The sequence below is a fragment of the Nocardia sp. NPDC004278 genome (assembly GCF_053602975.1).
Window position 1 is genome coordinate 1 of sequence record NZ_JBSGEQ010000039.1, and the last position, 17915, is coordinate 17915.

Consider the following 17915-nt stretch of genomic DNA (forward strand, 5'->3'; position numbering starts at 1 on the left):
TAAGTTCGGTGCCGATCGGCGCCCCGGTGTTCAACACCCAGGTGTACGTGCTGGATTCGCGGTTGCGTCCGGTACCGGCCGGTGTTCCGGGTGAGTTGTATCTGGCGGGTGCGCAGTTGGCGCACGGTTATGTTGGTCGCCCCGATTTGACTACTGAGCGGTTTGTTGCGAATCCGTTCGGCACTGCCGAGCGTATGTACCGCACCGGTGACCTGGTCGTGTGGACCGCGCGTGGTGAGTTGGAGTATTTGGGCCGCACCGATTTCCAGGTGAAGTTGCGTGGTCTGCGTATCGAACTCGGGGAGATCGAATCGGCGCTGACCGCGCAGGACGCGGTGGCGCAGGCAGTCGTGCTGGCCCGAGACGATTACGGCACGGGCGATCAGCTGGTCGCTTATCTGGTGGCAGATGGTGGAGTCGATACCGATGTCGTCCGAGCCGAGCTGGTGCGGCGGCTGCCCGCCTACATGGTGCCGTCCGCCTTTGTCGTGCTCGACGATTTCCCGGTTACCGTCTCCGGCAAGCTGGACCGAAAAGCCCTGCCCGCACCGGCTTTGGTCGCCACCGAGTTCCACGCACCGAGTGGGCCGGCGCAAACCCTGGTCGCCGAGACCTTCACCGCCCTGCTCAATGTGGAGACCGTCGGTGCGGACGACGACTTCTTCGCCCTCGGCGGCAATTCGCTGATCGCCACCCAGCTCGCCGCCCGGCTCACCAGGGCGACCGGCGTGGATGTCCCGGTGCGCACCATTTTCGACGCCCCGACGGTGCGCGAACTGTCCCGCCGGATCACCATCACCCGCCCGGACGATATCGAAACCGCGCCACCGGCGGTGCCGCCATTGACCGCCCAGGAGCGCCGCGAGCCGATTCCGCTGTCCATCGCCCAGCAGCGCATGTGGTTCCTGAACCGATTCGATACGGCCAGTGGCGGATACAACATTCCGTTCGCGCTGAGCCTGACCGGTGTCCTGAATGTGCCAGCGCTGGAACGTGCCATTGCCGATGTCATCGCCAAGCACGAGACGCTGCGCACCATCTATCCCGAACACGATGGCGCCGCGACGCAGGTGGTGCTGCCCGCCGGAACCAAGCTGGTGGAGCTCGTGGCCCGCTCGGTACCGGCGGCCGAGCTGCCCGGACTCATCGCCACGGTGGCCCAGACCGGATTCGATGTCACGACCGAGGTGCCGCTGCGGGTGCGGCTGCTGCGCATCGACGACGAATCGGTGGCGTCGCAGTGCACCCCCGCCAAACAGGTGCACGTGCTGCTGTTCGTCGTGCACCATATCGCCGCGGACGGCTGGTCGTTCGCACCGCTGACCCGCGATCTGGCCACCGCCTATGTGGCCCGCTGTGCCGGTGTCGCCCCGTCCTCGGGCCCGCTCCCGGTGCAGTACGCGGACTTCGCGATCTGGCAGCGCGCCGCACTCGGCCGGGCCGACGAGCCGGGTTCGCTGCTCGCCCATCAACTGAAGTACTGGACCAAGCGGCTGGCCGGCGTCGCCGAGGTGCTGACCCTGCCCGCGGACCGGCAGCGGCCCGCGGTGGCCTCCAACCGCGGCGGCGCCATAACCGGCCGCCTGCACCGCGATCTGCACCAGGGCATCCAGGAGTTGGCGGCCACGCACCGGGTCACCCCGTTCATGGTGCTGCACACCGCACTCGCCGTACTGCTGAGCCGTCTGAGCGCGAGCAATGACATCGTGATCGGCACACCGGTCGCCGGTCGCGGCGACGAAGCCCTGGACGATCTGGTCGGCATGTTCGTCAATACCTTGGTGCTGCGCACCGAGGTGCGTGCCGAGGCCACGCTCGCCGACCTGCTCGCCACGGTCCGCACGGCCGACCTGGCCGCCTTCGATCATGCCGCCGTACCCTTCGAACAGCTCGTCGATGTGGTGAATCCGGTTCGTTCGCAGGCACATGCGCCGCTGTACCAGGTGGCCCTGACGCTGCAGAACCAGTCCAAGCCGGACTTCCAGCTGCACCGATTGACCATTGCCGCACTCGATATCGGTCCCGCGCCGATCCAGCTGGATCTGGACTGGACGCTGACCGACCGCTACGCCGCCGACGGTTCAGCCGACGGCATCGATATCCATGTGCACTACGCGCTGGACCTTTTCGACGAGGACACCGTCAGCGGGTTCCGCTCCGGTTTCGAACGGGTACTGCGCGCGATGGTCCGCGATATGCGCACACCCGTCGGCAATGTCGAGCTGATGTCGGTGGCCGAACGCGGACTGCTGCTCGCGGATCGCAATGCCACCGCCCGGTCGCTGCCGTCGGCGACCCTGGACGATCTGCTGACCGCCCGGGTGGCCGCGACCCCCGACGCCGTCGCGGTGCGTTTCGAGGACACCGCGGTGACCTACGCCGAATTCGAGTCCCGGGTGAACCGCCTGGCCCGGTGGCTGATTTCGGCGGATGTGCGACCGGAGACGATCGTCGGCCTTGCCGCGCTGCGGTCGGTCGACATGCTCGTGGCGATATACGCGATCGTGCGCGCGGGCGGTGCCTACCTGCCCTTGGATCCGACCCATCCGGCCGACCGGCTCGCGCAGGTGATCGACAGCGCCGCACCGGCTCTGGTGCTGGCGGTCGGCGGTGCGGCGCTGCCCGAACTCGATGGCGTGCGCGTGGTCGACCTCGCCGACCTCGACCTCACCGGCTTCGATGCCAGGACGCTTCCGGAGCGCCGCGCGCCACTGCGCCGGGACAATACGGCGTACGTGCTGTTCACATCCGGTTCGACCGGCCGCCCCAAGGGGGTCGCGGTCACCCACCGCGCCATCATGAATCAGCTGCGGTGGCTCGAATTCCGCTACGGCGTCAGCACGGATGACCGGATTCTGCAGCGGGCTCCGCTCACCTTCGACGTCTCGGTCTGGGAATGCTTCCTGCCCATCGCGGTCGGCGCACCACTGGTGATCGCCCGCCCGAGCGGCCATCTCGACCTGGCCTACTTCGCCGGACTATTGCGCGAGCACGGCATCACCATCGCCGAATATGTGCCGTCGGTACTCGCGGCGCTGATCGGTGAGGGCATGGGGGATGCGCTGGGTTCCTTCCGACACCTGCACTGCGGCGGTGAGGCGCTCACGCCGGATCTGCTCGCCGCGATTCGCGAACACGTCGGTGGGGCGGTGCACAATGCGTACGGCCCCACCGAGGCGGCGATTTCGGCGGTCTATCACGAATTCACCGATGCCGACGCCGAATCCGGCCGTGATGTCGCCATCGGCCGTCCGTGCTGGAATACCCGCGCCTATGTGCTGGATGCGCGGCTGCGACCGGTGCCGATCGGTGTGGCGGGTGAGCTGTATCTCGCGGGCGATCAATTGGCCCGCGGCTATCACGGACGGGCCGGGCTGACCGCCGAGCGGTTCGTGGCCGATCCGTTCGGGGTGCCCGGCAGATTGATGTATCGCACCGGTGATCTGGTGCGCTGGAATCGCGGGGGCGACCTGGTCTATCTGGGCCGCAATGATTTCCAGGTCAAGCTGCGCGGTCAGCGCATCGAACTCGGCGAGATCGAGTCCGCGCTGACCGCCGTTGCGGGCGTGACGAATGCCGCGGTGGTGCTGGTTCAGGACACCTCCGGCTACGACTGTTTGGTCGGTTATGTCACCGGGGCGCAGCTGTCGGCGGAGGCGGTGCTCGCCGAGGTGCGTGACCACCTGCCCGCGTATATGGTGCCCGCGCATCTGGTGGTGCTCGACGAGATGCCGCTCACCACGGTCGGCAAGCTCGATCGCGCCGCCCTGCCCGCCGTCGAAGTGTCCAGTACTACAACGGAATTCCGGGCACCCGGCGAAGGCGCCGAATCGGTGCTCGCCGTGCTCATCGCCGATCTCATCGGCGGTGGTGTGCGGATCGGTGCGGATGACGACTTCTTCGCCCGCGGCGGGAATTCGCTGCTGGCCATGCGTCTGGTCGCCCGCGCCAATGCCGCATTCGGGTGCGCATTGACCGTGCGCGAGATCTTCGAGGCTCCGACGGTGGCCGCATTGGCTCTTCGGGTGACCGATTCCGATAGCGCGAACGCCACCCGCCCCGCACTGGTGGCCAGGGCGCGTTCGGGCCGCATTCCCTTGTCGCTGGCCCAGACTCGGATGTGGCTGCTGAACCGACTCGATCCGGACTCGGCCGTCTACAACATTCCGATCACCATTCGCCTTACCGGCGCACTGGACGAGCGGGCGCTGCACCTGGCGCTGGGTGATGTCGTGACCCGGCACGAGTCGCTGCGCACCGTATTCCCCGATGACGGCACCGGTCCCGTACAGGTGGTGCTGGCCGAGGGCACCGGGCTGGCGCTGCCGCGCGTCGATATCGCCGAATCCGAACTCGCCGCAGCGGTTGTCGGCGTCGCGGCCGTCGGATTCGATTTGCGCACGCGAATGCCACTGCGCGCCGACCTGTTCCGGGTCGCGCCCGACGACCATGTGCTCGTCGTGGTGGTGCACCACATTGCCGCCGACGGCGTCTCGACGGCCCCGCTGGCCCGGGATCTGATGGTGGCCTATAGCGCCCGCACCGCGGGGGAAGCACCGCTGTGGCGGCCGCTGCCGGTCCAGTACGCGGACTTCACGCTGTGGCAGCACGATGTGCTCGGTTCGGCCGATGATCCGGAATCCGTGCTGGCCCGCCAGATCGCGCATTGGCGCACCGAACTCGACGGACTCGCCCCGGTCCTGGAACTGCCCGCCGATCGGCCGCGTCCGGCGGTCGCATCCGGGCGCGGGGCCGCGGTCGAGTTCGCGATCACCGCCGAGCTGACCGCCGCCATCGCGGAGCTGGCGCACAAGCACGGGGTCTCGTCGTTCATGGTCCTGCACGCCGCCTATGCGACCCTGCTGGCCCGCCTGGCGCGCGTGGACGATGTGGCGATCGGTACCCCGGTTGCCGGTCGGGCCGAAGAGGCGCTGGACGATCTCGTCGGCATGTTCGTCAACACCCTGGTACTGCGCACCGAGGTGGCGGCCGAGACAACCTTCGCCGAACTGCTTGGCCGGGTGCGGGCCACCGATATCCGCGCCTTCGCGCATGCCGATCTGCCATTCGAGCGGCTCGTCGATGAGCTGAATCCGATGCGTTCGCAGGCCCATGCACCGATCGTGCAGACGCTGCTGACCTACGAGCACCGCGACGATACGGTGTTGCGCCTGCCCGGTTTGGAGGTTGCCGCCTACCCGATCGACAACCAGGTCGCGCAATTCGACCTCGCGCTGGAACTCGCCGAGCACGCGGCGGGCGCTGGCACCGCATTGCGCGCGGTCATGCGCTATGCGACGGATCTGTTCGACCCGACGACGGTGGAATCGTTCGCGGCCCGCCTGGTGCGGTTGCTCGAGACGGTCGTGGTCGATGCCACCGTCCGCGTCGGCGATATCGAACTGCTCGATCACGCCGAGCGCGCGCTGGTGCTCGAACGGTGGAACGATACGTCGTTCCCGGTAGACGGCACGCAGACCCTGGTATCGCTGTTCGAGGAACAGGTGCTGCGGACACCCGACGCCATCGCGGTGACCTTCGAGGGACGCAGTCCTGCCGCCCCGTCGCCCGACGACCACCGCTCGACGCTGGCCCACCCGTCGCCCGACCACCATCCCTCAACGAGTCGCTCCGCGACGCTGACATATGCCGAATTCGCCGATCGGGTGCACCGACTGGCGCGCTGGCTGGTCGGCCAGGGCGTCGGACCGGATGCGATTGTCGCGCTCGGCATGCGGCGGTCGCTGGACCTGGTGGTCGGCATGTACGCGGTGACGGTTGCCGGTGGCGCGTACCTGCCGCTGGATCCCGACCACCCGGCGGATCGCATCGAATACGTACTGGAGACCGCGCGGCCGGTATTGGTGCTCACCGCGGGACAAGACCTGGAAGTCGGTGTGGCGCCGCAGGTCCGGATCGATCGACTCGATCTGACCCGATACTCGCCAGCACCGCTGACCACGGTGGATCGGCTCGGTGTGCTGGCGCCGGGGCACGCGGCGTATGTCATCTTCACCTCCGGATCGACGGGACGTCCGAAGGGGGTCGCGGTATCGCATGCCGCGATCGTCAATCGGCTGGTCTGGATGCAGGCGCAGTACGGTCTGGGCGCCGAGGACGCGGTATTGCAGAAGACCCCGGCGACCTTCGACGTTTCGGTCTGGGAGTTCTTCTGGCCGTTGCGGGTCGGCGCGCGTCTGGTGCTCGCGCGGCCCGACGGCCATCGTGATCCGGCCTATCTGGCTCGATTGATCGACGATGAGCGGATTACCGTCGCGCATTTCGTACCGTCGATGTTGGCGGTATTCCTCGCCGAACCGCGGGTGCGCGAATGTCGGACGCTGCGTGCGGTATTCGCCTCCGGTGAGGCGCTGCCCGCGACGATCGCGCAGCGGACCCGGGAACTGACCGGCGCCCGCATGCACAATCTGTACGGGCCGACCGAGGCCGCGGTCGATGTCAGCTTCCATGAGGTGACCGACGTCGATACGGTGTCGGTGCCGATCGGCAGGCCGGTGTTCAATACCCGGCTGCTGGTGCTGGATGCGCGCATGCGTCCGGCGCCGGTCGGCGTCCCCGGCGAGCTGTATCTGGCCGGTGCGCAATTGGCGCTCGGCTATGTGGCCAGGCCGGAATTGACCGCTGACCGGTTCGTTGCGAATCCGCATGGTGCCGCGGGCGAGCGGATGTATCGCACGGGTGATCTCGTCCGGTGGCATGCCGATGGCGAGCTGGAATACCTGGGCCGCACCGACTTCCAGGTGAAGGTGCGCGGGTTGCGGATCGAGCTCGGCGAGATCGAAGCCGTGCTCACCGCACTGGATGCGGTCGACCAGGCCGTTGTCGTCGTCCGATCCGACGATCGTCTCGGCGATCAGCTGGTGGGGTATCTGGTCGGCGGGTCTGTCGATATCGACGCGGTGCGTGTGGAGCTGGCGGCCGAGCTGCCCGCCTATATGGTGCCTTCGGCCTTCGTCGTGCTGGCTGCCTTCCCGCTCAATGCCTCCGGCAAGCTCGACCGCACCGCCCTGCCCGCACCGGTATTCGAGGTCGCCGCCTACCGGGCACCCGCGACCGAGACCGAGCAGACCGTCGCCGAGATCATCGGCGATCTGCTCGGCGTCGAGCGGATCGGCCTCGATGACAACTTCTTCGCCCTCGGCGGCAATTCGCTGCTCGCCACCCAGGTGGCGGCCCGGCTCGGCGCGGCACTGGATGCCGAAGTCCCCGTGCGGATGCTGTTCGAAGCCCCGAATGTTGCCGGATTGGCCGTGCGCGCCGCACGGCTCACCGGCACCGGCGGCCGTCCGCGACTGACCGCGCGACCACGTCCCGACCTGATCCCGCTCTCGCCAGCGCAGCAGCGCATGTGGTTCCTCAACCGGTTCGATCCGGGCGAGACGGTGAACAATATTCCGGTCGCCATCCGGCTCACCGGAGATCTCGATACCGGCGCGCTGCAGGCCGCCATCGCCGATGTGATCGCCAGGCATGAAACGCTGCGCACCATTTATCCGGATGTCGACGGCACCGGCTACCAACAGGTTCTGGACCGCACACAGGTGCCGGACATCGTTCGACTGGATCCGTCGAATATCGCTGCCACACTGGTCGATCTGGTCGCGACACCCTTCGACGTGAGCACCGAGGTACCGCTGCGCATCGGCCTGGCCACGCTGTCGAATCGGGAACACCTGCTCGCCCTGGTGGTGCATCACATTGCGGCGGACGGCTTTTCGATGACGCCGCTGGCCCGCGATATCGCCGTCGCGTACGCGGCGCGCGCCACCGGAACCACGCCCACCTGGACCGAGTTGGGTGTGCAGTACGCGGATTACGCACTCTGGCAACGAGAAGTCCTCGGTGCCGAGGACGATCCGGAATCGGTGGCCGCACGGCAACTGCGCTACTGGAAGGACGCGCTCGGCGGGCTGCCCGCACAACTGGATCTGCCATCGGATCGGCCGCGTCCCGCCGTCGCCAGCCATGCCGCCGCGAGCATCACCATCGGGCTCGATGCGGCGGTCCGCGACGGAATTGCCGCCGTCGCAACGCAATACGACGCCAGTCCGTTCATGGTGGTGCATGCCGCGCTGGCCGCCGTGCTCGCGCGCCTGTCCGGCACGGCCGATATCGCCATCGGCGCGCCCATCGCCGGTCGTGGCGCGGCGGCGCTCGATGATCTCGTCGGCATGTTCGTCAACACCCTGGTGCTGCGCACTCGGGTGCCCGGCGCCGACTCCTTCGCATCGGTATTGCGTCGCGTCCGCAATGGTGACCTCGATGCCTTCGCCAATGCCGATGTGCCGTTCGAGCGGCTGGTGGAGGTGCTGGATCCACCGCGCTCCGAGGCGCGCCATCCGCTGTTCCAGATCGCGCTGTTCTTCCAGAATCTCGCACCGGTATCGGTGGCGATGGCGGGCGTCGCGGTCACCGAATACGACATCGATTACGAGACGACCCGATTCGATCTGCAGTTGACCGTCACCGATGACGCGCTGCGGTTCACCTACGCCACCGACCTGTTCGACGAGACGACCATCGCGACCTTCGGCGCCCGCTTCACCCGGCTGCTCACCGCGGTGATCGGCGATCCGGAGCAGGTTGTCGGCGATATCGATCTGTTCGAATCCGGTGAGCTGGACCGGGTGGTGACCGCGTGGAACGACTCCGCGCATACCGCATTCGTCGCGGAGATGCTGCTCGACGAGTTCGAGGCGCAGGCCGCCGCGACACCAGAGGACACCGCGTTGGTCTTCGCGGCCGATGACGCGGGCACCGGCCACACCATGTCATACGGCGAATTGGACCGCAGGACCAATCAGCTGGCCCGGCATCTCATCGCGATCGGTGTCGGCCCGGAGTCACTGGTGGCCTTGGCGATTCGGCGTTCGACGGATCTGGTTGTCGCGATGTACGCGGTGCTCAAGGCGGGCGGTGCGTATGTGCCGATCGACCCGGATCATCCGGTGCAGCGCATTGCGCACATTATCGATACCGCGGCACCGGCCGTGCTGCTCACCACCGAGCGCGATCGCGCGGATTTCGGCTACACCGGTGCGACGGTGCTCGTCGATACCGTCGCACTCGACGGCTACACCGACGATCCGATCGCGGTGCACGAGCGCACCGCGCCGATCCACCCGTGCAACCCGGCCTATGTCATCTTCACCTCCGGCTCCACCGGAAAGCCCAAAGGCGTCAGCGTCTCCCATGCCGCGATCGTCAACCAGATGACGTGGATGCAGTCGGAGTACCGGCTCACTGCCGAAGATGTGTATCTGCAGAAGACGGCGACCACCTTCGATGTCTCGCTCTGGGGCTACTTCCTGCCGCTGCGCATCGGAGCGAGCCTGGTGCTGGCTACCCCGGACGGCCACCGCGATCCCGGCTACCTGAGCGCGGTGATCGGCGAATACGGCATTACCGTCACCGATTTCGTGCCATCGATGTTGAGCGCGTTCGCCGGGCATATCGGAACCGCCGGAGTGCGCGCTGATCTCGACACACTGCGGACGGTATTCGTCATCGGTGAGGCGCTGCCCGGCGAGACCGTGCGTGCCTTCGATGCGGTGAGCGACGCCCGTCTGCACAACCTGTACGGCCCGACGGAGGCGGCGGTGAGCATCACCTACCGCGATGTCACCGGCGATATCGACCGTGCCGTCCTGCCGATCGGCAATCCGGAGTGGAACAGCCGGGTATACGTGTTGGATTCCAGGCTCCGGCCGACCTTGCCGGGTGTGGCGGGGGAGTTGTACCTTGCGGGGACGCAGCTCGCCCGTGGCTATCACGGCAGGCCGGATCTGACGGCGGATCGCTTCGTCGCCAACCCGTTCGGCCCGGCGGGCGAGCGCATGTACCGCACGGGCGACCTGGTGCGCTGGGATACCAGCGGTGTCACCCCGGAACTGGTGTACCTGGGCCGCACCGATTTCCAGGTGAAATTCCGCGGCCAGCGCATCGAACTCGGCGAGATCGAGGCGGTACTCGCTGCAGTGCGCGGTGTTTCACAGGCGGCCGCCCGCGTCGTCGCCACGGATACCGGCGATCAGCTCGTCGGCTATGTCATCGGTACCGCGCCGGATGCGGACGGTCTCCGTGCCGCCGCCTCGGCCGCCGCGGCGGATGCGTTGCCGTCGTACATGATTCCGTCGGCAATCATTGTGCTCGCCGAATTCCCGCTGAATGCCTCCGGCAAGCTGGACCGAAATGCACTGCCCGAACCGGTATTCGACCGAGTTACCTACCGCGCGCCGGTCACCCCGGCCGAGCGACTGGTGACCGAGGCCTTCGCGACGGTCCTGGCGCGGACGCCGATCGGCGCCGACGACAACTTCTTCGACCTGGGCGGCAACTCACTGATCGCCACCCGGGTGCTGGCCAGGTTGAGCGAGCGGCTCGGTCGCCGCGTGCCGGTGCGGGTGCTGTTCGAGGCACCCACCGTGCACGCATTCGCCGCCCGGCTGGCCGCCGATGCCGACGCACACGAGCAGGTGCTGCCATTGCTCGCCGGACCACGCCCGGAGCTGATTCCGCTGGCGCCGGTGCAGCGCGGCATGTGGTTCCTCAACCGGCTCGATCCGGATTCGGCCGCGCACAATATCCCGGTCGCGGTGCGGCTCGGCGGTGACCTGGACGCGGCGGCGCTGTGTGCCGCGTTCGCGGATGTGGTCGCACGTCATGAGGTGCTGCGCACGGTGTATCCGGCCGATGCGGGCGGCACCGGCCACCAGGTGATCCTGCCCGCCGAATCGGCTCCGGTGCGGCTGACGGTCGAGACCCCGGACGGTCCGGTGGACCAGCGGATCGCCGAATTCCTCACTGCGGGCTTCGATGTCACCGCCGAGGTGCCGATGCGCGCGGTGCTGCTGCGTGAACATGCGACCAGCCATGTGCTCGTCGCGGTGCTGCACCATATCGCCGCGGACGGCTATTCGATGCAACCGCTGCTGCGAGATCTGTTGTCGGCCTATCTGTCCCGAGCGCTCGGCCGTACTCCCGGCTGGCCGGAACTCGCCGCGCAGTACGCCGACTACGCGCTGTGGCAGACGGCCGAGCTGGACGCGGTCGTGGCTCCGCAGCTCGCGTACTGGACCGAGGCGCTGCGCGATCTGCCGGATGAGCTGGCGCTGCCGACCGACCGGCCCCGCCCGGCCATTGCATCCAAGCGCGGCGGCAATGTGCACGCCCGGATCGGCGGCGGTGTCGGCGCCCGGGTGCACGAACTCGCGCTGCGGCACAACGCGACCCCGTTCATGGTCGTGCATGCCGCGCTGGCCGTACTGCTGGCCCGGCTCTCGGGTTCGGCCGATATCGCCATCGGCACCCCGGTCGCGGGACGCGGCGCCGCGGCGCTGGACGATCTGGTCGGCATGTTCGTCAATACCCTGGTGCTGCGCACGCATCCGGATCCGGAACGTTCGTTCGCCGATCTGCTCGCCGAGACCAGAACGGTCGATCTGGCCGCGTTCGCCCATGCCACCGTCCCCTTCGAACGCGTCGCCGACGAACTCGGCATCGAGCGCTCGCAGTCCAGGCATCCGCTGTTCACGGTGGCGCTGAGCTATCTGAATACCGGCGCGGAGGCATTCACGCTGTCCGGTCTGGAGCTGGCGGCCGTCGCCTTCGACGAGCCGGTGGCCCGGTTCGATCTGCAATTCACCGTCGCGGCCGAACTCGATGCCGACGGTCACCTCGCGGTGGAACTCAATTACGCCACCGACCTGTTCGACGCGGCCACCGCCGCTGCGCTGCTGCGTCGATTCGGCCGGGTCCTGGGCACACTCACCGCGGATCCGTCCGCGCCGGTCGGCACGACCGATGTGCTGGCTCCGGCCGAACGCGCCGAACTGCTCGGCAGGCGCGGCGACGCACCGGTCCCGCCGCGCACCCTCGCCGAGTTGATGGCCGAGGCCGTCGCAATGAATCCCGATGCGCTCGCACTGATTTCGGAGGATCGGGAACTCAGCTACCGCGCCTTGGACGAGCAGTCGTCCCGACTGGCGCGGATGCTCATCGGGCACGGCATCGGCGCCGAGGATTTCGTCGCCGTGGCGATCCCGCGTTCGGCCGAGTCCATCCTCGCGGTATGGGCGGTGGCCAAGACCGGTGCGGCCTTCGTACCGGTCGATCCCACCTATCCGGCCGACCGGATCGCGCATATGCTGTCCGATTCCGGTGCGACCGTCGGTCTTACCCTGACCGCCTGCCGATCGGCACTGCCGGAGACCGTGGAATGGCTGGTTCTCGACGCACCCGGCACGGCAGCGCGCATGCGGCATACGAGTGCGGCCCCACTCAGCGCGACGGAGCCGACGCGTCCGGTGCGGGTGGCCAATCCCGCCTGGATGATCTACACCTCGGGTTCCACCGGCATACCGAAGGGCGTGCTCGCCACGCACGGCGGAGTCGCGGGAGTGGCACGGGCACAACGGGATCGGTACGAGGTCACCGCGACGTCGCGAGTCCTGCATGTGGCATCGCCCAGCTTCGACGCGTCCATGCTCGAACTGCTCCTCGCACTGTCCGCAGGTGCCGCGCTGGTGATCGCGCCCGCCGGTGTCTACGGCGGGGCGGAATTGACCGCGCTGATCCGGGACCAGCGGGTCAGTCATGCGTTCATAACTCCCGCTGTGCTGCAGACATTGGATCCCGGCGAGCTGCCCGAACTGAAGCAGCTGATCGTCGGCGGCGAGTCCTACGGCCCGGATGTGGTGCAGCGCTGGGGGAGCGGGCGGGCCTTCCACAACGCCTACGGGCCGACCGAAACCACCATCATCACCAATATCAGCGCACCGCTGCGACCGGGCCGGTTCGATATCGGCACCACGATCCACGGCATGTCCGCGGTGGTGCTCGATACCCGGTTGCAGCCGGTCCCGAACGGGGTGACCGGCGAGTTGTATCTGCGCGGGCCGGGTCTGGCCCGCGGATACCACGCGCGGCCGGGACTTTCGGCGGATCGGTTCGTCGCCGATCCGTACGGCCCGGCGGGTGGGCGGTTGTATCGGACCGGTGATCTGGTGCGCTGGACCGCGACCGGCGCGATCCAGTACGTCGGACGCGCCGACTATCAGGTGAAGGTGCGCGGCCTGCGCATCGAACTCGGTGAGATCGACGCGGTGCTCTCGGCCCATGACACCGTCGAATTCGCGGTGACCGTCGGACATACCGACGCCGCTGGCACCGTCTCGCTGGTCGCGTATGTGGTCGCCGCGGCGGGCCGGACGATCGACACCGCCGAGCTGACCGCTTTCGCCGGACGCGCGCTCGCCGCGTATATGGTGCCCGCCGCCATCATGGTCCTGGACGAACTCCCGCTGACCCCCGTCGGCAAGCTGGATCGAAAGGCACTGCCTGAGCCGCAGTTCCGTATCGCGGCCTTCCGCACGCCGCAGACGGCGGCCGAACGGATCGTGGCCGAGGTCTTCGCCGATGTGCTCGGCCTGGACACCGTCGGTGCCGACGACGACTTCTTCGCCGTCGGCGGAAACTCGCTGACCGCAACACAATTGGCCGCGCGACTGGCTGCGCGCCTCGATGTGTCGGTCGGCGTGCGGCTGGTCTTCGAGAACTCGACGGTATCGGCCCTGGCTGCCGCCCTCGATACCGTCGCCACCGATCCGGCCGCGGTGCGCGCACGTCCGGCACTGACCCGGCGCACCGGAACCGATCCGGTGCCGCTATCGCTCGCCCAGCAGCGCATGTGGTTCCTGAACCGCCTCGACCGGCAGTCCACCGCCTACAACATTCCGCTCGCGGTGCGGCTCACTGGTGATCTGGATATCGCGGCGCTGAATGCGGCCATCACCGACGTGGTGCAGCGCCACGAGGTGCTGCGCACCGTCTACCCGCAGCGCGAGAGCGGTCCGGTGCAGGTGGTGCTGCCCATGGCGGAGGCGCAAGTGCCGGTGCTGGTGCCGATTCCGGTGCCGGTCGACGATATGACCTCGGCGGTGGTGGACTTCGTCGGCGGCGGATTCGATGTCACCGAGGCGGTTCCGGTGCGCGCCCGGCTGTTCCGTCCGGTCGAGGGGCCGACCGACCTCGGTGCGCATGTGCTCGTCGTGGTCGTGCACCACATCGCCGCGGATGGTTCGTCACTGGTCCCGCTGGCCCGTGACGTGATGGTCGCCTATGCCGCACGCAAACAGGGTGGGCAGCCCGGGTGGGCGCCACTGCCGGTGCAGTACGCGGATTACAGCCGCTGGCAGCGGGATCTGCTCGGCAGCGAGGACGATCCGGATTCGCTGCTCGCCCAGCAACTCCGGTTCTGGATCGACACCCTGACCGGACTACCCGCGCAACTCACCCTGCCGACCGACCGGCCGCGACCCGCCATCGTCTCCACCCGCGGCCGACATGTCGATTTCACCATCGACGCCGAAATGCAGGCGGCGCTGGCCGATCTGGGGCGCGGCACCGGCGCGACGCTGTTCATGGTGCTGCACGCCGCATTCGCGGTACTGCTGGCACGTCTGTCCGGAGCCGCCGATATCGCCGTCGGCACTCCGGTCGCGGGCCGGGGCGCGGCCGAACTCGATGATGTGGTCGGCATGTTCGTCAACACATTGGTGCTGCGCACGCCGGTCGATGCGGGCGCGGGCTTCACCGAACTGCTGGATCTGGTGCGTGCCGCGGACGTCGCCGCCTTCTCACATGCCGATGTGCCGTTCGAGCGGTTGGTGGAGGTGCTGAATCCGGAGCGCTCCACCGCCCGGCACCCGCTGTTCCAGGTCGGCTTCTCCTTCCACAACCAGGCCGAGGCCGCGTTCACACTGGACGGATTGACCGCTACCGCAGCCGATTTCGATTCCGAGATATCGCAATTCGATCTGCATCTGGTGGTGACCGACCGCTACGACGCGGATGGGGATCCGGCGGGGATGGCCGCATCGATCACCTACGCGACCGCACTGTTCGACGAATCGACCGTCGCCGGTTTCGCGGGTCGCCTGCAACGCCTGCTGGCCGCGATCTGTGCCGCACCGCAGGTGCCGGTCGGCGATCTCGACCTGCTCGACCCGGCCGAACGCGAACGCATGCTGGTGACCTGGAATCGAAGCGAGCACGAGGTGGCACCGGCCACGCTCATCGCGGCATTCCAGGCGCAGGCCGTGCGGACCCCCGATGCGGTGGCAATCGTCGACGACGGCGCGACGATCACCTACGGTCAGTTCGCCGCCCGGGTGAACCGGCTGGCCCGCGCACTGATCGGGCGCGGTATCGGCCCGGAATCGCTGGTAGCCCTGGCCATTCCGCGCAGTGTCGAGCTGCTGGCCGCAATGTACGCGGTGGTTACCGCTGGCGGTGCGTATGTACCGTTGGATCCGACCCATCCGTTGGACCGGACCGCGAGCGTACTCGCCGCCGCGAGCCCGGCGCTGGTGCTGACCTCGGCCGAGCGGCCGATGCTGCCCGATGGCGTGGCGGATCACGATGTGGTGCTGGATATCTCGATCGCGGCCGGTGTTCTCGACAGCAGTCCGGTGCGTGCCGAGGAACGGGTGACGCCGCTGACCCCGGCGAATACCGCCTATGTCATCTTCACCTCGGGTTCGACCGGAACGCCGAAGGGCGTGGCGGTCCCGCACGCCGCGGTGGCGCACCAATTGGACTGGCTGCAATCGGAATACGCACTCGACGCCGACGACGCCACCCTGCTGATGACCTCCGCCGCCTTCGATCTGTCGGTATGGGAATTCTGGCTGGCCTTGCGCACCGGTGCCCGCATTGTGCTGGCACCGCAGGGCGCGCAGCGTGATCCGGCGGGGGTACTGGATCTGATCCGGCGCGCCTCGGTGACCACCGTGACGCTGGTGCCATCGCTATTGGCCATGCTGGCGGAGGTCGGCGAGGACCGGCGGTTGCCGAGATCGCTGCGCCGGTTGCTCGTCATCGGTGAGGCACTGCCTGCAGACACCGTCGATCGCATTCGGGCGCTTACTGCGGCCCGGATCGATAATCTATACGGCCCCACCGAGGCCGCGGTCTCGGTGACCCGATTCCGTACCGGCCCGGCCCTTCGGCACGCGGTGGTCCCGATCGGCACACCGGAGGCGGGGAACCAGGTCTATGTGCTCGACGACCGGATGCATCCGGTCCCGGCCGGGGTGACCGGTGAGCTGTATCTCGGCGGTGCGCAACTGGCCCGCGGCTATTACGGCAGACCCGACCTGAGCGCGGAACGCTTCGTGGCCTCTCCGTTCGGCGCCCCGGGCACGCGAATCTATCGGACCGGCGATATGGTCCGCTGGGGTGCGGATGGCAATCTCGAATATGTGCAGCGCCGCGATTTCCAGGTGAAGGTGCGCGGCTATCGCATCGAACTCGCCGAGATCGAGCACGCGCTGCGTTCCCGTCCGATGGTGTCCGAGGCCATCGTCGTCGCCCATGAAGGTGGCGATAACGCCATGCTCGTCGGGTATTTCACCGCTACCGAGCCGGTCGATCCGACGGCGCTGCGCACCGCGCTGACCGAGGTGCTACCGAGCTATATGGTGCCAACGGTGCTGATGCGGTTGGAAACTCTGCCGCTCAATGTGAATGGCAAGGTCGATCGGACCGCGCTGCCCCGGCCCGAGCTGGGCACCCGGGAATTCCGCGCTCCGGAAACAGAATTGGAGCAGCTGGTCTGCACCGCCTTTGCCGAGGTGCTGGCGGCCGAGCGCATCGGTATGGACGACAACTTCTTCGAACGCGGCGGCAATTCGCTGCTCGCCACTCGACTGTCGACCCAACTGAGTTCGGCTCTCGCCGAGCAGATCCCGGTGGTGTGGCTGTTTGCCGCACCGACACCCGCCGATCTCATTACCCAACTCGAACTGCACCGCTCCGGTCGCGGCCGCGTCGACGCACAGGCCGCCTTCGATGTGCTACTTCCGTTGCGGCCCGGCGGGTCCCGCGAGCCGCTGTTCTGTATCCATCCGGTCGGCGGCGTCGCCTGGTCGTTCGCGGGTCTGGCCGCGCATATCGATCCCGAGCGCCCCATCTACGGTATTCAGTCCCCGGTATTGAATTCCACGGCGGCGCTGCCGGATTCGATCGAGAACTGGGCCGGGCACTATGTCCGCGAGATCCGCGCGGTACAGCCGGAAGGCCCCTACCACCTGCTGGGCTGGTCGCTCGGCGGTGTGCTCGCGCACGCCGTCGCGAACCAATTGCAGGACCAGGGCCAGCAGGTCGCGATATTGGCCATGATGGACAGTTCACTGCACGTCACGGTGGACGAGACGGCGACGGTCCCGGTGGCCGATCTGCTCGGCGGACTACTCGGCGAACAGGCCGACGAAACCGATACCGAACTCGACCGCACCCAACTCGCCCGCCGCATTGCCGATCTCCCGGAACCGTTCGCCTCCTTCGGCTTCGATCGACTCGGCCGCGTGCTCGATGCGGGTACCCATTCCCTGGAGCTCATCACCCGCTACCGCCCACGGCCCTATAAGGGCAATCTCGTCTATTTCACCGCCGCACTCGACGATCCGACCGGGGCCACCGGCGCGGCCAGCTGGTCCGACGCCATCGACGGCACCGTGCACAACCACGCCGTGCAGGCCTCGCACTGGCGCATGACCTCCGAATCCGCCCTCGCCCGCATCGGCCACGTCCTGACCAATGTCTTGGCGCACGCCGACCGGACCTGAACCCCTACCAGGAAGGCCAATTCCCGTGACCAACCCCTTCGACGACGATAACGCCCAGTTCTACGTCCTGATCAACGATGAGGGCGAGCACTCACTGTGGCCGATCTTCGCCGCCGTCCCCGGCGGCTGGACCATCGCCCACGGCGCGGCCCCCCGCCACTCCTGCCTCGACTACGTCGAATCCCACTGGCTCGATATGCGCCCGAATTCCCTGATCGCCGCAATGCACCCCGAAGCCAACTGAATAGGTGGGGCGCGCCGGTCCAC

2 protein-coding genes are annotated in these 17915 nt (G+C 67.8%); both read left to right on the forward strand.

All coding sequences use genetic code 11. The features are described 5' to 3' along the window. A partial coding sequence (locus ACWEO2_RS36840; protein ID WP_452409591.1) for a non-ribosomal peptide synthase/polyketide synthase occupies window positions 1-17648 on the forward strand: 17648 nt, incomplete at its 5' end. Continuing rightward, window positions 17620-17892 (forward strand): MbtH family protein, encoded by a 273-nt coding sequence (locus tag ACWEO2_RS36845; protein WP_452409592.1) that lies wholly within the window; start codon window positions 17620-17622, stop codon window positions 17890-17892. The genes ACWEO2_RS36840 and ACWEO2_RS36845, both read left to right, overlap by 29 nt. Window positions 17893-17915 lie beyond the last annotated feature (23 nt).